General features: G+C 49.1%; 15 protein-coding genes, 1 other RNA gene and 1 pseudogene. 10 read left to right on the top strand and 7 right to left on the bottom strand.

The window, feature by feature from the left end; all coding sequences use genetic code 11:
• Positions 1-20: 20 nt before the first annotated feature.
• Together ACNT1W_RS07595 and ACNT1W_RS07590 are read right to left on the bottom strand one after the other, a co-directional pair.
• Positions 21-878 (bottom strand): metal ABC transporter permease, encoded by an 858-nt coding sequence (locus tag ACNT1W_RS07595; protein WP_012005561.1) that lies wholly within the window; start codon positions 876-878, stop codon positions 21-23.
• Positions 875-1,588: a metal ABC transporter ATP-binding protein gene (locus ACNT1W_RS07590; RefSeq protein ID WP_368453036.1), complete on the bottom strand. Its 714-nt coding sequence runs from the start codon at positions 1,586-1,588 to the stop codon at positions 875-877. The genes ACNT1W_RS07595 and ACNT1W_RS07590 overlap by 4 nt, the downstream gene beginning before the upstream one ends.
• A gap of 448 nt (positions 1,589-2,036) precedes the next feature.
• On the opposite strand from ACNT1W_RS07590, the gene ACNT1W_RS07585 reads away from it, so the two are divergent.
• The 3 genes from ACNT1W_RS07585 (at position 2,037) to ACNT1W_RS07575 (ending at position 3,180) form a co-directional block, all read left to right on the top strand.
• On the top strand, positions 2,037-2,390 hold the full coding sequence (locus ACNT1W_RS07585; RefSeq protein ID WP_375189272.1) for a hypothetical protein: 354 nt from the start codon (positions 2,037-2,039) through the stop codon (positions 2,388-2,390).
• A gap of 162 nt (positions 2,391-2,552) precedes the next feature.
• Entirely contained in the window at positions 2,553-2,921 is a 369-nt protein-coding gene (gene tomB / locus ACNT1W_RS07580) for an Hha toxicity modulator TomB (RefSeq protein ID WP_004940312.1), read from the top strand.
• Positions 2,922-2,976: 55 nt separating this feature from the next.
• Positions 2,977-3,180, top strand: a complete 204-nt coding sequence (locus tag ACNT1W_RS07575; protein ID WP_012005558.1) for an HHA domain-containing protein — start codon at positions 2,977-2,979, stop codon at positions 3,178-3,180.
• 77 nt (positions 3,181-3,257) lie between these two features.
• Here the strand turns inward: ACNT1W_RS07575 and ACNT1W_RS07570 are convergent, their stop codons facing one another.
• Positions 3,258-4,190: a LysR family transcriptional regulator gene (locus ACNT1W_RS07570; RefSeq protein ID WP_012005557.1), complete on the bottom strand. Its 933-nt coding sequence runs from the start codon at positions 4,188-4,190 to the stop codon at positions 3,258-3,260.
• Between the two features lie 137 nt (positions 4,191-4,327).
• Between ACNT1W_RS07570 and ACNT1W_RS07565 the strand changes: the two genes are divergently transcribed.
• The 6 genes and pseudogenes from ACNT1W_RS07565 to ACNT1W_RS07540 all read left to right on the top strand — a co-directional run bounded on the left by ACNT1W_RS07565 (position 4,328) and on the right by ACNT1W_RS07540 (position 13,352).
• Positions 4,328-6,115 (top strand): adenine deaminase, encoded by a 1,788-nt coding sequence (locus ACNT1W_RS07565; protein WP_115183130.1) that lies wholly within the window; start codon positions 4,328-4,330, stop codon positions 6,113-6,115.
• Between the two features lie 82 nt (positions 6,116-6,197).
• The gene (locus ACNT1W_RS07560; RefSeq protein WP_112362757.1) at positions 6,198-7,541 is read left to right on the top strand and encodes an NCS2 family permease; all 1,344 of its coding nucleotides are present in this window, start codon (positions 6,198-6,200) and stop codon (positions 7,539-7,541) included.
• Between the two features lie 424 nt (positions 7,542-7,965).
• Positions 7,966-9,942: an alkyl/aryl-sulfatase gene (locus ACNT1W_RS07555; protein WP_012005554.1), complete on the top strand. Its 1,977-nt coding sequence runs from the start codon at positions 7,966-7,968 to the stop codon at positions 9,940-9,942.
• Between the two features lie 303 nt (positions 9,943-10,245).
• Positions 10,246-11,082 carry a hypothetical protein gene (locus tag ACNT1W_RS07550; RefSeq protein ID WP_419246595.1) on the top strand — a complete coding sequence of 279 codons (837 nt, stop codon included), beginning with the start codon at positions 10,246-10,248 and terminating at the stop codon, positions 11,080-11,082.
• Between the two features lie 554 nt (positions 11,083-11,636).
• A pseudogene (locus tag ACNT1W_RS07545) lies at positions 11,637-12,746 on the top strand (IS3 family transposase).
• 225 nt (positions 12,747-12,971) lie between these two features.
• Complete coding sequence (locus ACNT1W_RS07540) at positions 12,972-13,352, top strand: hypothetical protein (protein WP_419246594.1); 381 nt, start codon at positions 12,972-12,974, stop codon at positions 13,350-13,352.
• Positions 13,353-13,596: 244 nt separating this feature from the next.
• On the opposite strand, the gene ACNT1W_RS07535 is transcribed toward ACNT1W_RS07540, so the two are convergent.
• The 4 genes from ACNT1W_RS07535 to ffs all read right to left on the bottom strand — a co-directional run bounded on the left by ACNT1W_RS07535 (position 13,597) and on the right by ffs (position 16,360).
• Entirely contained in the window at positions 13,597-14,187 is a 591-nt protein-coding gene (locus tag ACNT1W_RS07535; protein ID WP_419246593.1) for a hypothetical protein, read from the bottom strand.
• A 66-nt stretch (positions 14,188-14,253) separates the two neighbouring features.
• A complete protein-coding gene (locus tag ACNT1W_RS07530; protein ID WP_419246592.1) occupies positions 14,254-14,970 on the bottom strand; it encodes a hypothetical protein in 717 nt (238 codons plus the stop codon).
• A gap of 107 nt (positions 14,971-15,077) precedes the next feature.
• Positions 15,078-16,157, bottom strand: coding sequence for a tyrosine-type recombinase/integrase (locus tag ACNT1W_RS07525; protein WP_419246591.1), 1,080 nt, complete (start codon positions 16,155-16,157; stop codon positions 15,078-15,080).
• Positions 16,158-16,263: 106 nt separating this feature from the next.
• Positions 16,264-16,360, bottom strand: an RNA gene (gene ffs / locus ACNT1W_RS07520) — signal recognition particle sRNA small type.
• Between the two features lie 156 nt (positions 16,361-16,516).
• Between ffs and ACNT1W_RS07515 the strand changes: the two genes are divergently transcribed.
• Complete coding sequence (locus ACNT1W_RS07515; protein WP_012005553.1) at positions 16,517-16,831, top strand: MGMT family protein; 315 nt, start codon at positions 16,517-16,519, stop codon at positions 16,829-16,831.
• Positions 16,832-16,852 lie beyond the last annotated feature (21 nt).

Below are 16,852 nucleotides of genomic sequence, written 5' to 3'. Positions count from 1 at the left end.
CTCCTTGCACTTGGCACTTCTCAACGGCGCGCCAGGGAATAAATCCCCCCACGCGTCCCAAACAAAATTGACCCAAAGAAAATCACGCTGGCGCTGAGCACGATCGCCGGCCCTGCAGGCAATGACGCGTAGTACGACCATTCCAACCCAATAAGGCTTGAAAGCATGCCGATACCCATAGCCACCGCCAACGTATGCGGCAAATTACGCGCCCAAAAGCGCGCGCTGGCGGCGGGAAGCATCATCAGCCCGACCGACATCAATGTGCCGAGGATCTGGAAACCAGCGACCAGATTGATCACCACCAACGCCAGGAACAATCCATGTATCAGCGCCAGCCAGCGCGGTGCGCTGACGCGTAAAAAGGTGGCATCGAAAGATTCAATCACCAGGGCACGGTACAGTGCGGCCAATGCCAGCAGCGACAAGCTGGCTATCGCCCCCACCATCACAATCGCATGAATATCCACCGCCAGAATCGAACCGAATAGCACATGCAGCAAATCAACGCTGGAACCGCGCAGCGAGACTAAAGTGACGCCCAGCGCCAGTGACCCCAGGTAAAAACCGGCGAAGCTGGCATCCTCTTTCAGCGGCGTTCGCCGGCTGACCAGCCCGGATAGCATGGCCACCGCCAGCCCGGCAATAAAGCCACCGACGCCCATCGCCACCATCGACATACCGGAAATCAGATAGCCTATCGCTGCACCGGGCAAGACCGCATGGGACAGCGCATCGCCGACCAAACTCATGCGCCGCAACAGCAGAAAAACGCCCAACGGCGCTGCACTGAGCGACAGGGCAAAGCAAGCCACCAGCGCACGACGCATAAAACCGAACGAGGCAAAGGGATCGACAAGGAGATCAACCAACATCATTGCGCCACCGCCATTCGACACAGCGGCGAGCTGGCAATATTCAACGCTGGAATGTGTTCCAGCACCCGATCTGCCGCCCCCCAGTGGCAACACTGTGGCGTCAATAACAAGGCCTGCGGGAAATGGTTCGCCACCATCGACATATCATGCAGCACCGCGATGACCGTCTTGCCTTGTCGATGCAACTGAGCGATCACTTGCAGCAATAGCCGGATAGTGGCGCTGTCGATACCGGTAAAAGGTTCATCCAGTAAAATCAGCGGCGCCTGCTGAACCAACATTCGAGCAAACAGTACCCGCTGCAGTTGGCCACCGGAAAGCTCACCGACCGGGCTGCGGGCCATCGGAGTCATCCCCAGGGTATCCAGCGCCTCGGCTATCTGCTGCGCAGCTCGCTTATTTAGCCCTCTAAACATACCGATCTGCGGCCAACTGCCCATCGCCACCAGATCGCTGACCACCATTGGGAATTGGCGATCCAACTCGGCCTGCTGCGGTAAATAAGCCATACGCGGTAATTTATTTCCGCTAAAAGACAGGCTCCCACTTTGCAGAGGCAAAAGCCCGGCCAACGTTTTCAACAGTGTTGACTTGCCGGCACCGTTCACTCCGACGACGGCAGTCAAAGAGCCGGTGGTGAAGTGACCGCTGAGCGGCGGAAAAAGCGGGGTACTACCGTAGCCCACGACAGCCTGTTGTAAGGTAATCATGGCAGCGCCACCGCCCAGTAGATGCCTGCCCAGAGTATCGCCAGTAATAAAATGGCGATGCCACAGCGCAATCGGGCAGAGGCGGTGAACAATGAATTCAAGGACGGTATGGCACCATCTTGCGGTGTGGATGTCAGTTTCATGGCCAGACGGAAGGAAAGTTAAGTGTTACATTATAACATCACAAACATTTCACTGACTCAAGCCCCCACACTACGATTAATGCAACTGAACGTAACAAGGAATGCGTTACTTTCGCTGGCAATTCACCGCTTTGACAACGTCAGCGCTACTCCTTCCGGGATATACCGAGAAATATCAGGGTTATTAATCGATAAACAACGTTGAGATTCTGTAAAAAATCCGACTGTTAACGAAAAGTTTACCGACGAATTGATAAAAAAGGAGTAAGATTAATAGATAGGATCGCTATACTGCCAGGCATTATATGCAAGTCACTCTTCGCTGCGACACAATGACGGAAGCACTTTCTGTTAAAAAACTAAAGAAAGTGATTAACGAAAAAATATCAGAGTTAGTGCCAGCATTGACCAGCGGCCTGAGTTTTTATTCGGAAAGCGCGCGTTATGCTGAAGGTTCATTAGAAATACTTGATATTCAGGAATTGAGCAGCAGCCAGTATTCAATGAGTTACCGCTATAAATGGACAATTTTCAATGCCTGTCTGGATATCAGCGCCGAGGAATACATCAGCGACAGCGTCACTTTCAGCCTGGCCGAAGCGGGACTTATCTTTGACCTCATTGATAACTCCCGCCCATCTACCGCAGATGAATTGTAAGTTTACGTAATAACAGCAGGCCAGATGCGAAGAAATGATTTATATTCATTATACGGGAAGTTTATTTTATCATCATCTTTAAGCTACCTCTGTCCATGATGTAAATCAGCTTACTCACAGAGTGTTATCAACACCGAAATTAAGACTTACGGAGGGGATGATATGGATGAGTATTCGCCTAAAAGGCACGATATTGCTCAGCTGAAATTCTTGTGTGAAAACCTGTATGATGAAGGTATCGCCACGCTGGGCGACAGCCATCATGGCTGGGTGAACGATCCGACGTCTTCCGTCAACCTCCAGCTTAATGAGTTGATCGAACATATTGCTTCGTTTGTGATGAGTTATAAAATTAAATACATGGACGAAAGTGATTTATCGGAACTTGTCGAAGAGTATCTCGATGATACCTACACGCTGTTCAGCAGTTACGGTATAAATGATTCCGATCTGCGTCGTTGGCAGAAAACCAAGGCGCGATTATTCAGAATGTTCTCAGGAGAGGACATCTGTACGACAATGAAAACTTAGGGGATAATTATCCCCAAACTATTCTATTCGACGGTTTATAACACCAAAGGTTATCATGACTAAAATTGATTATCTGATGCGTTTACGTAAATGCACCACGATCGAAACACTGGAACGCGTTATTGAAAAAAACAAGTATGAGCTTTCAGATGACGAACTGGAGCTGTTTTACTCAGCAGCCGACCATCGCCTGGCCGAGCTCACCATGAATAAACTCTACGATAAAATCCCTACTGCCGTTTGGAAATTCGTAAGATAATCCAGGCTAAAAACGCGTTGAGCCGATACATTCGTCGGCCTCAATGTTACCTCTATCTTCCTATTTTTCTCATTGACTTACTGCACTTTCATTCGTTGTTGAAAATCCTGTAATAACAATTGGAAACAATCCTCAATTAACGCCGGATGGTTCCGATGCGCACTGCGCATTAACGCCACGGTGCGGCTAAGCATCGGCTGCTGTAGTTGAACCACGGTTAATTCATCATCGTTCAAATGTGTGGTGTAAAGTTGTGGTAAAATAGCCACCGCCAATTTCGAACGCACCAACCCATATAACGTCTCCAAAAAATCCACCTGGAAGCGGGCGGTTAAATTCAGACGATGGCTTTCCGCCAGCGCCAAAACCAAACGACTGATATTCCCCTTGGAGAAAACCGCGATATCTCGTCGGGTTAATTGACGCCATGGCAGATGATGAGATTCAGCCAGCGGATCGTCACGGCGCATAACCACCACGAACGGATCCTCCTGCAACGGATATATCTCCAGCGATTCCGGCACCGAACTGTCGAGCGCGCCAATGCCAAAATCGATCAACCCGTTCTCTAATTGCAATAACAACGAGTCATTGGTTTGATCGTGAAATTCTATCCGCAAACGCGGAAAATTTGCCGCCAGCAATTGCGGCACGGCCGGAAACAACAGCCCGCTGACCGAAGGCACCAGCCCGATACGTACAGTACCATCCCCGCCTGCCAGCATGATGCGCTGCATATCATCAAAAGCCGCCTGCGCCACATTCAGCAGTCGTTCGGCATGCGGCAAGATAGCTGCGCCCTGTTCAGTCAGCGTCACTGCTGAAGCGGTACGGTTCACCAGCTTGCCACCCAGCACCGTCTCTATCTGCCGTAATGCGCTACTCAATGCCGGTTGGCTGATCGCCAGACGGTTCGCGGTATCGGTAAAATGCCGTAGCTGCGCCAGGGTGACGAAATATTGGATCTGCTTTAGAGAAAGCGCGGGTAATCGGCGCCAGGGTTCAGACATGTCAGCTTTCCGTCCGCTAAAAAGTAAACGTTTGCGACAGCATAAACGTTTCTTATCAGGCGATAAATTAAATCATCTGTGCAAAGCCAGTCCGCCGCCCTAGAGTAACAACCCTGTCATCATGCCGGGTAATTACCATGACCACTCATTGCATCAGCACGGGCGAACGCCAGCGTGCGGTGAAGGCCGCATTGGGCCAACTTCCCTTTGATTTGCTGCTGACCAACGCCGCGTTAATTGACATGGCAACCGGCGAAGTCCGTAACGTCGACGTCGGCATCGTCGGCGCACTGATCGCCAGCGTCCATCCCTGCGGCACCCTGACCGAAGCCTTGCAGACGCAGGACTTGGCCGGCGCTTATCTGAGCCCAGGACTGATCGACACCCACGTGCATGTTGAAAGCTCACACCTGCCGCCGGAACGCTATGCCGAGATCGTCGTCGCCCAAGGCACCACCACCATTTTCTGGGATCCGCACGAGTTGGCCAACGTGCTCGGCGTTGCCGGTGTGCGTTATGCGGTAGACGCCAGCCGCGGCCTGCCACTCAGGGTGATCTGCGCAGCCCCTTCAAGCGTCCCCTCCACTCCGGGGCTGGAAATGTCCGGTGCCGATTTTGCCGGCCAGGAAATGGAAACCATGCTGGCGTGGCCAGAAGTCGGCGGCGTCGCCGAGGTCATGGACATGCACGGCGTGTTGAATGGCAGCGAACGCATGCTGGAAATTCTCAATGCCGGACTCAATAGCGGCAAATTGATCGAAGGCCATGCGCGCGGGCTGAGCGGCGCCGACCTGCAGGCTTATCTGGCGGCTGGAGTCACCTCCGACCATGAGCTGACCTCCGGAGCCGATGCGCTGGAGAAATTACGCGCCGGTCTGACGCTGGAAATCAGAGGTTCCCACCCTTATCTGCTGCCGGAGATTGTCGCGGCGCTGAAAACGCTGCCGCACCTGTCCTCACAAATCACCGTCTGCACCGATGATGTCCCGCCAGATATGCTGCTGGAAAAAGGCGGCATAGTAGCGTTACTCAATATGTTGATCGAACAAGGCCTGCCGGCGACCGACGTGCTGCGGATGGCCACGCTCAATGCCGCCATTCGTTTGCAGCGCAACGATCTCGGGCTGATTGCCGCAGGCCGCGTTGCCGATCTGGTGGTGTTTGATTCGCTGACTCAGCTTAGAGCGCAACAGGTCTACGTCGCAGGTAAATTGACGGCACAGCAAGGCAAGATGCAAAAGCCGCTCAAGGCCAACCCTAACGTGGCGGCACCGCGTGACACCCTGCGGCTGCAACCTTTGGCTGCCGGGGACTTTGTGTTGAAGGTTCCGGCGATCCGTCACGGCAAAGCCACTCTGCGCCACATAAAGGGCGCGCGTTTTACCCAGTGGAACGAAACCACGGTCGAAGTACGTAACGGTGAAGTGCAGATCCCGCAAGGCTTTAGCCTGATCTGGGTGCAGCACCGCCATGGCCGCCATCAGGCCACACCGCAACTGGCATTGCTGGAGGGCTGGGGTGAGTTGCGGGGTGCCATTGCCACCAGCTACTCACATGACTCACATAATCTGGTTGTGCTGGGGCGTGATGCCGCCGACATGGCGCTGGCCGCCAACGCCCTGATTGCCAGTGGCGGCGGCATGGCCCTGAGTCAAAACGGGGAAATTCTGGCGCAGGTGGCAATGCCGATTGCCGGTATGCTCTCTGACTTGCCCGCCGCAGAGCTGGCACAACAGTTCAAAAACCTGCGCGATTTGAGCGCACGAATCGCCGACTGGGAGCCGCCTTACCGGGTTTTCAAGGCGATTGAAGGCACCTGCCTGGCGTGTAACGCCGGGCCGCACCTGACCGATCTCGGCCTGACCGACGGCTCAACACGTCAGATTGTCGATCCGCTGATCGCCTGCTGGGAAACCCCGGCCTAAAAATAATCATAATAACAATATGTACCCTATGGATTTCAAGTTGCGGCTTAAAATACGACGGGTAACGACGGAGAGAATTTAAATGGCTGAAAATTCAGTACCTGCTCCAACACCAGGGGGCTGGCTGCAACGGCGTTTTCAACTGCATGCGCGGCAAAGTAATGTCAAAACCGAATGTCTGGCCGGTATCACCGGTTTTCTGGCGGCCGCTTATCTGTTGGTGGTGATCCCAGGGTTGTTAGCCGTCGGCGGCATGGATAAGGGGGCTGCCACTACCGGCACCATTCTGGTGTTTGTGCTGGGTAGCTTGCTGATGGCGTTATACGGCAACCTGCCGTTTATCGTCGGACCGGGCATCGGCGGCTCGGTGTTGGTCGGCGTAACTCTTGCAGGCAGTGAAGGCATCGGTTGGCAAATTGGCCTGGGTATCGCCTGCTGGTCCGGTATTTTGTTTTTCGCCCTGACGCGGCTCGGGCTACGTGAGGTGGTCACCCGTTCGGTACCGCAATCGATCAAGCTGGGGCTAACGGCCTCTATCGGGCTGTTCGTGGCAATACTGGGGTTCCGCAATGCCGGGCTGGTGCTGGCCAATGCAAAATCCAACGCGTTGATGCTGGGTGATTTCACCGCGCCCGGTGCATTGATCGCCCTCTGCGGCCTGTTCCTGGCCATCGCCCTGCAGGCCCGACGTATTCCCGGTGCTATTTTGTGGGCCATCCTGTTCGCTACTCTGGTCGGCATCCCGTTCGGCGTCACCCATCTGCCAACCAGCCTCGTGGCGATGCCGCATTCATTGGCCCCGGTGCTTGGCCATGTTGACCTTATCGGTGCATTGAATATCGCCTTCCTGCCCTATTTGTTCGTCTTTTTCGCCTCGGAGTTTTTCTCCACCATGGGCACCACGCTGGCCGTAGGCGGTGAAGCCGGCCTGCTGGACGAACACGGCAATATGCCGCACATCAACCGGCCCTTTATGGTGGACTCTATCGCAGCCGCGCTTGGCCCTATAGTCGGTATTCCTGCCGCCACCGCCCTGATTGAATCCTCTGCGGCGGCAGAAGCCGGTGGAAAAACCGGACTAACCGCCTTGGCCGCTGCGGTGATGTTTTTGCTGATGCTGCTGTTCACACCGATTGCGCTGATGATCCCGAAAGAAGCCACCGCCCCGGCGCTGATTTTGATCGGTCTGAATATGTTCAGCGGACTACGCAAAGTTGATTTGGCCAACTTCACCGACGGCCTGCCGGTACTGATGATGGTAATGATCACCCTGATCGCCAACAGCTTTGGTACCGGTATCGCTGGTGGATTGCTGTTTTATATCATTATCAAGGTGATTGCCGGTCAATGGCGCGAAGTACCCGCCGGGTTGTATCTGTTGGCGATCCCGCTGGCGTACTATTTTGCCACGCTGGTTAGGCACTGATCTAAAAGTGGTGCACTGATATTCTGTCAGCGCACCACTTTAATAACTCGAGTACAGAAATATATTCTCTGTCGCCCTGTAAAATAGACCACACAGGGAGATAACCGATATAAAAACACTTCTTTTACGAAAAATCCCATCAACCACTCCAAATAATACATAAACCCATAAAAACGTAAAATCAGATCAACAAAAATAATAACTATTTGATTTTAAATGATTACATCACAAAACAAAAACCAGCCAAACTAAAATCCCACTCCTGATATAAAAACCAACGCTATTTTGCCTAAGCACAACACTTTGTTTATTTAAACTTGCCGAATCTCAATCATCTATTACATTTAATACTTGAGTTACAAATCGTTACAAGGGAAATCACTGTTACTCATCATTCTCCATCTAACAACCAACGGGGATCCTAATGAAATTAACACCAATCATGAGAGGGCTGGCGTTAGCGGGAATGCTATCCGGCTTTGCTATTTCATCCTGGGCAGAAGTTGCGCCGAAAGAAGCAGCCTCCGCAACCAAACAAGCCAATGATGCACTGTACGATCAGCTCCCCTTCTCAGATAACACCGATTTTGCCAACGCACATAAAGGTTTCATAGCTGCCTTGCCCACCGAAATTATCAAAGGTGAAAAAGGCAATGTCATCTGGAATCCCCAACAGTATGCCTTCATCAAGGAAGGCGAAAAATCGCCGGATACCGTGAACCCAAGCCTGTGGCGCCAGTCGCAGTTGATTAACATCAGCGGCCTGTTTGAGGTCACGGATGGTGTTTACCAGATCCGTAACCTGGATCTCTCCAATATGACCATCATTGAGGGGAAAGAAGGCGTTACCGTGGTTGACCCTTTGGTTTCGGCAGAGACCGCCAAAGTGGGTATGGATCTCTATTATAAAAATCGAGGTAAAAAGCCCGTTGTCGCTATTATCTACACTCATAGCCACGTAGACCATTATGGTGGTGTGCGAGGTGTAGTCGATGAGGCCGATGTCAAGTCTGGCAAAGTGAAGGTTTATGCCCCCGCCGGCTTTATGGAGGCCGCCGTGGCAGAAAACATCATGGCGGGTAACGTCATGAGCCGCCGCGCCAGCTATATGTACGGCAATCTGTTGAAACCGGATGCCAAAGGCCAGGTGGGTGCGGGGTTGGGCACCACCACTTCGGCGGGTACCGTCACCCTGATTGCCCCAACCCACATCATAGAGAAAGATGGCCAAAAAGAGGTCATCGACGGCCTTACCTATGATTTCATGCTGGCGCCAGGCTCTGAAGCACCATCAGAAATGCTGTGGTTTATCGAAGAGAAGAAACTCATCGAAGCGGCAGAAGATGTGACCCATACGCTGCACAATACCTATTCGCTGCGTGGCGCAAAAATCCGCGAACCCCTCCCTTGGTCAAAATATATTAACGAAGCGATAGTTCGCTGGGGTGACAAAGCGGAAATCATCATGGCTCAGCACCACTGGCCAACCTGGGGTAACGAGAACGTCGTCAACCTGCTCAAGAGCCAGCGCGATCTTTACCGTTATATTAATGACCAGACCCTTCGCATGGCGAATGAGGGTCTGACCCGTGATGAAATAGCAGCGAAGTTCAAACTACCGGACAGCCTGGCGAAAACCTGGGCCAACCGGGGTTATTACGGTTCGGTGAGCCATGATGTTAAAGCGACTTATGTGCTCTATCTGGGCTGGTTTGATGGCAATCCTGCCACGCTGGATGAACTGCCACCGGAAGAAGCCGCGAAGAAATTCGTCGATTACATGGGCGGTGCCGATGCGATCCTCAAGAAAGCCAAAACCGACTTTGATCAGGGCAACTATCGTTGGGTCGCTCAGGTTGTCAGTAAAATAGTCTTTGCCGATCCGAATAATCAGGACGCGCGTAATCTTGAAGCTGACGCCCTGGAACAGCTGGGCTATCAGGCTGAATCTGGCCCATGGCGTAACTTCTACCTCACCGGCGCTCAGGAACTGCGTAACGGCGTGGTGAAAGGGCCAACCCCGAATACCGCCAGCCCGGATACCGTTCGAGCGATGACGCCGGAAATGTTCTTTGACTTCCTGGCGGTGCATATCAACGGAGAAAAGGCCGGCAAGGCCAAAGCCGTGTTTAACATTGATCTTGGTAGCGATGGCGGCAAGTACAAGCTGGAACTGGAAAACGGCGTGCTAAACCACACCGCCAACGCCGAAGCCAAAGATGCCGATGCCACCTTCACCCTTAACCGCGACACATTGAATAAAATCATCCTCAAGGAGGAAACGCTAAAACAGGCGGAAGATAAGGGAGAAGTGAAGGTAACGGGGAACGGGGCGAAAATGGACGAAATGTTAGGCTACATGGATAACTTTGAATTCTGGTTCAACATTGTAACTCCGTAACACCCATACCCTGCGGCTTTCTAGGTCGCAGGGTAAATCCGAACATATCGGAAATCCGCACGCCGCATTGCCATGCTCCCGCCCTGCTTTGGTATCCAGAGATTTTCCAGCAGTTCATCACCCGTTTCTGGAGCCCTACTTTTCTAGGTTGATTTTTACTTTATTGAGCGCTGAAAGAATACTTGAGGGGATGGTAAGAAAAAGCAATAAAAGGCAGAAATTGGTGGAGGCCCTGCCAGCTTGCGCTGAAAGATAAAAACCCTTTTTATTCAATACACTGAACGTAGGTGTCACACCATTATTGTGACACCTGTAAGCAGCGAAATCAATGAACAGCTTACCATCGCTACTCCATCACCTTATCTGCGTATAAAACTCAAATCCCCTGCCAACGCTTTCTCACGCCAAACCAAGACTAAAATGTATAAAGGCAGTGTCCGAAAGGAAGTCAATCCATCCGGATCTAACTGGATGCAACTGGATGCAATAAGATTCAAAAAAATTACCATTTTGGTAATCAAGAAAAAAGAACGATCTTTGGATGCATCCATATTGATTCTAAAAATTGGAAGATGTATGCTGCTTACATTAGTTACCCTTGGAGGATACCCTATGTCAGATGCACAATACTCAGCTCAGAACTTTGAGCGATTCCTCCATAATCTCCCAAGCTCAAACATTGTTAGTGAAGCAACCGCGCGTAACCTTCGTGATGCATCACTCCGTCTGCTAGGTCACATAAGCGGCCTAGACGAAATCGAAGATGTCCGAAACCTTAAAGTCGAAGACTTAATCGAAAGATTAAGGTTAGCCAGCGAAGGGGCGGTGTCATCAACATCAATGCAAGCCTATAAAAGCCGCTTTCAAAGTGCTCTTGATAAGTTCATTGCATTTGAAAATGGTGATCTAACACCAACGATAGATGAGATACGCCACAATACGCAGATGGGGAAAACACGAATGACACCGCAGCGGAAAATTGTAAAACAAGAGTGTGATACGAAAACGTTTGAGTTACCTATTCCGCTACGTAACGATTTGCTTTTGAGAATAGAAAACCTGCCCCTTGATCTCACAAAAGAAGAAGCTGCAAAAATTAGTAAGATCATTGAAGCGTATGCAAGGGATGACGAATTCTAAAAGAATAGCCCTGCGTCAACAGGGCTTAGGGTCGGGGTATGCGTCAACATATCCCGGTGTGTATGGAGGTTACCCAGCCAGTACACGTATATATGTGCGACATATATTCGATATATACACTACTGGTTCTCCCAACAGAGTGCAACCTGTGCAGGTATACAGTGTTGTGCGCAGATAAAGGAGAACGCGATGCAGGCACATGATATTACTCGTGATGATTACATCTACGAGCATGACAAGCCAGTTTACGTGCGTAGCTACTGCCGTATGCGCTACGGTGAGCTTGAACACGTAACTGATCACTATCGCTCTTATCCAATGCGCTGATAGCGTTCCTGTAGACTAAGCCCGGCGATCAAATGTCGGGCTTTTTTATGTCCACGTGACACGAGCAAAACAATCAATTGTTGCTATTCGAAGTTGTCGCCATCATGTTCAATATTGTGGTTTTTTCATAGGCTGCAATGGCTGCCGATGTAAGTATCCCCTCAAAACGGCCCATTCACTTTTAGAGATCTTCCGACATACTGATTATGTCCCCTGAGGAGATCGCCATGCGTAAAGCCCGATTCACCGAGCACCAGATCATTTCCGTCCTGAAATCAGTCGAAGCTGGCAGGACCGTCAAAGATGTGTGTCGCGAGGCCGCTATTTCCGAAGCCAGCTACTACAACTGGAAGGCGAAATATGGCGGGATGGAAGCCGCTGATATCAAAAGAATCAAAGATCTTGAGGACGAGAATCGTCGTCTGAAGCAGATGTTTGCAGATCTGAGTCTGGAATATCGGGCGCTGAAAGACGTCATCGAAAAAAGCTTTAAAACCAGCAATAAAGCGTGAGCTCGTCAGTTATCTGACTACGCAGTTTACGATGAGCATACGCCAGGCATGCAGGACGTTATCGCTGAGCAGGACGGTGTTTCGTTATCAACCGGATATGCGACGTGATGAACCGGTGATCCAGAGGCTGACTGAGGCGGCTGAGCGCTATCCCCGCTACGGATTTAAGAAGTTTTTTCAGGTACTTAGCAGGAAGGGACACGTCTGGAACCACAAGCGTGTACACCGGATTTACTGTCTGCTGAAACTAAACTTTCGTCGTAAGGGAAAGCAACGCCTGCCGGTGCGCAATCCAGCTCCGCTGGCCACGCCGGAAGCACTCAACCAAAGCTGGTCGATTGATTTTATGCACGACGCGCTGACATGTGGCCGACGTTTTCGGACTTTCAACGTCGTGGATGATTTCAACCGCGAGGCTCTGGCCATCGAAATTGACCTGAATATCCCGGCGCAGCGGGTGGTGCGGGTGCTGGACAGAATAATGGCAAACCGTGGATATCCGTTGAAGATGCGAATGGATAACGGGCCGGAGCTGATATCACTGGCACTGGCACAATGGGCTGAGGACCATGGCGTGATGCTGGAATTTATCAAGCCAAGCAAACCGACGCAAAATGCCTTTATCGAACGGTTTAACCTAACGTGCCGGACCGAAATACTGGATTTTATCTGTTCAGAACACTGAATGAAGCACGGGTAATAACGGAGCGCTGGCTGAATGAATACAACAGTGAGCGGCCCCATGAATCCCTGAATAACCTGATGCCGAAAGAATACCGGTTGATGGCTGATAAGATGGAAATCTCAAAAAATGTGTGGAACTAAAACGGGTGTGCTTACAACGCACACTGATTTATAAACATTTTCCTTTTTAACATTCAATTTTTTGTTTCTATGATATTTTAATATCTATAGTAAATATAATGATCACCCTATTTAAATTGCTAAGTCATGATAGTACTTTTCATATGAAATTCATATTAATTCCCCTTCGTTAAATAATAATATATAGTAAGCTTTATTTTTAATTGCCCACAAATGGAGAAAAGCATGTCCGAATTCTTTACCAACCTACTCATGAGCATTGTAACTGGTGGTTATATGGGATTGGTTGTCTCAAAAGCAGTAGCCTTCTCAGCTGTTAAAAAAGAAGTATTACGTATCATCCGTGGGGTTGACTATATGGAGGAATATAGTAACACTGACAAAGTGAGTGATTTATATATTCTTGCTTCAGAGATGCTAGGTCTAGGTCATAAAAAAGCTGGTGATATTCTTTGTAAAATATCTAACGATGCAAATCGCGAGATCAGTAATCCCACCATTAAGAATGGCATCGGTGGGAAGATGTTTGTTGACATGCAACGCGAAGTTAGAAAGTTACGTCCTAGTACGTGGGCTTTACTAAACCCATTCAAGCTTAATTTATAGTGGTTATTAATTAAAGTTTTTCATATAACTATTAGGAGAGAAAATAAAAAGCGTACTGTACGCCGTTCTGCTGGCTTTTTGTCTCCCAGCCATAGCTGGAATTACATTAATCCTCTCAGACGAACAGGAGACCACTGTGGGCGGTAAAATCTGTATCTACGAGAACAGCCAGAGAACAGAAACGACTACCGTTAGTGCTGGTCGTTCCTACCCTCATACAAAGACGTTTGATGATGAATAACTATTATTTTTCTTTTGCAGCAATTTCCCTTAATTCATCCTCAATCAGACTTAAACAAGTAGCATAGCGCTTCATCGTTTCTGTGTGGATCTCTTTTAACCCTTTCCCCACCTCAATGCACATTTGGTATAACGCCTCATACCTTATTCTATGCACATCATTTTGGCTATCAGCTGCAATAGTTGCAACCTCCTCAATCTGTCTCAATGCATCATTGTTCATTTTATACGAGTCGACAAGACTCTTAGCGCTACCATAGAACCGAACTGTCTCTCTCAATGTAGCTTCTGAAACACACGACAGTGCAAGTGCATTCTGCTCGTAAAATATAAAATTGTTTTGTGTTATTGGAAAAATAACATTAAAGACATTCCCATCTTGATGAGCTTCAATTTTGTCATACACTCGACCTCTGTATATCTCGAGTAATGTTGTAATCTCTGACCTTACCCCAACAAGAACATGTTTTCTTTTCTCAAGCGCGGCTAGCTCTTGACTTTTATTTTGTCTGCGTCCTTCTATTAGCGTCCCCCACAGAGTGAACAATCCACCTATAACGGCACCAAGCAGACCAGAAATTAAATTAGAGTCCATACTTACCCTTGTGTATATAAGCACATTGAAATAAAAATTTAGTAAAACTATCGTGTTTGTACTTCCCTATCTACTTTTTTCTTTTGGTGGAATACTGAATTCACAATCACTCTTATCCATAAATTTAAATGACTTATAATCTTTTGTCACAAGCACTGCGTCAGCATACACTTCTAAAACATCAAAATTTTTATTACAAACCAATGTAACACGAGTTGCGTGTGACGCTAAGCCACCAATATTATATAGTAAAAAAGCAAGAGCCAAAAACCAACTAAAGTAGTAATAATACCAGTGAACCTTTAATTTCCCCGCCAATATGCTCGTCCCTGTACGACTAATCTCTTTAAGTTTAAAGCTAGGTATCCATTTTCTCCAATCAGTACCTTTATCTCCAAAACTTACATCAATATCCTGACGTAAATAAATCCATAAAACCATGTAAGCAGGAATAATTGAAAACCAATCACCACGCGCAACTGCGTTAATTGAAAAAATAAACATAGTTATTATGAGGATTAAGTTTTTAGTAAGGAATATTTTTGCCTTTTCATAAAGGATAGTTTTCTCATCCTCTTTTCTAACTAAAAAATCCATCAACATACTAACCATGCTAAAAATCAAGCATGAAAAGAAACCAAACTTCAGCATAATAGCAACGTCGATATTTATAAATTCATGTGGTATTCCTTTTTCTTGGTAATACCCTAAATAAAATGAATATCCAAAAGTATAAAAACATGCAGTTATTAATAGCACCAGAATCCCATCAGATACTTTCATAGCAACACCAACCTGAAAATTTATATTTTTTGTCAAAAAATAATATGACTAATTTATACCTATAGCAATAGTAATTACGTCATCTGTTGATGGTAAAACAGGTCGAGTCACAACATCTCGACCAACTCTACCAACTGGCCCACTTCAACGTTCTTCCCATAGCGGTTATAGGTAATCGTACCATTGCTGTGTCCGAGAAGCTGGCTTGCAAACTGTTCAGGCACTCCCATTTCTTTCAGCCTAGAGGCCGCGTAATGCCTTATGCTGTGAAACTCCGGCAACCCATGAGGCTTGCGGAAACTCCCAAACCACTTACTGAACGCATGCGAAAAAAGGCCAAGATGAGGTGACAGTTTAGGGAACAATCGAATCTCCTGTTTTTCAATATAGGCCAGCAATCCTGCCTCCAACAGCTTCGAACTGATAGGAACGAACCGCCGCGAACTGGAGGTTTTCAGACTCTGCCCCTCGTTCAGGTCATCGATGCGGAAACACCACGTACCGTTAACCCTCATGACGTCATTTTTATAGAGCTGGCAAGCCTCGTTTTGCCTCATGCCGGAGTAGCGACAGATAAGGACGATCCACCTCCTCCACTCAACCACACCCTGAATAGCGTTGTGTAACTGTTTCAGATCATAGGTAGTGTAGGCAGGTCGCCTGTCCATTGGGGCGGTCGAGTCTTTAACATTCATCCCCTCAAATGGATTTTTGATCTCATCGTCAGTACGCATGTTAAGCCACCGGAAGAACCCCGCATTTTTCTTGATATACCTGTTTCTGGTTGATGCAGAACCTTCCAGCTTGTCGACATAATCAGCCGCACTTCGTTTACTGAATGGTTGTTCTGTTGTCGCCAGATAGGCGTTAACGCAGCGCTCAATGGTGAGCAACTCACGCTCGCCTACAGTATTTTTTTTAGATGCTATGTAAGCTTGTAATTCATTCTTGAGATTGATTTTGGGTTGTTGGAGTTGTTGTGTTGCAGCCGCAGCAGGTGACGTATGTGCCGGGATGCCCTCGGAGAAGGGGAAATGACGGGAAACAAGATAGCGCTGAACGCGTTCCAGAGCTTTGCGCTTTGAACGGGTGCGGAGTGATACGCGGATTTCCCGGCGTTTTCGAGCTGTCAGGTCGATTCGACGGTAATACCAAATGCCATGACGGGAGAGGACAAGGTGAGACATAGTTAGCTTCCTAAGTGATACACAAAAAGTGTGACACCTACGAGTTCCATGCACTAAATCTCAATTAATAACTGACAAATCAATCAGTTACTGAAATTGGTGGAGGCCCTGCCAGCTACATCCCGGCACACACGTCACCTGCTACGGCTGCTTCCTTCCGGATCTGACCGAGTTCACAAGTTAGTGTTGCGGGAGAACCAACAGGGCCCCCATTGACGGCTTCTGTACTCTGAAGCGGTGGGCATTATCGGTGATGACCAGCCAAATAGCAAGCCAACCGGGGCCAACCGCTGTTTTCTTACCCACCTCGACTGTGGCACACTTTCATCCTTGGTTTTTGCCGCAGCAGGAAAACAGAAATGGAGCCAGAAGATGCCTCATTCAGCCAACGCGTGTTCCACGTGATAGCCGCTATTCCCTATGGCAAGGTCACGACCTATGGCGAAGTGGCGCGGCTGGCCGGTTCACCACGCGCCGCACGTCAGGTCGGCGGCGTATTAAGGCGCCTGCCAGAAGGTAGCAGCCTGCCCTGGCATCGGGTGATTAACCGGCACGGCCAAATTTCACAGCAGGGAGAGGACTTCCAGCGCCAGCGTCAGGCGTTGCTTGAAGAGGGGATTATCTTCGGCACGCACAGCACGGTGGATCTGCTGGTTTACGGCTGGCGCTGGTAATAAACAAAACAGCCTTTGGCC

The organism is Serratia sp. NFX21 (genome assembly GCF_048517035.1).
GTDB lineage: Bacteria > Pseudomonadota > Gammaproteobacteria > Enterobacterales > Enterobacteriaceae > Serratia > Serratia quinivorans.
The sequence above is the reverse complement of the archived record's forward strand: the minus strand, read 5'-3'. Positions and strand labels throughout refer to the sequence as shown.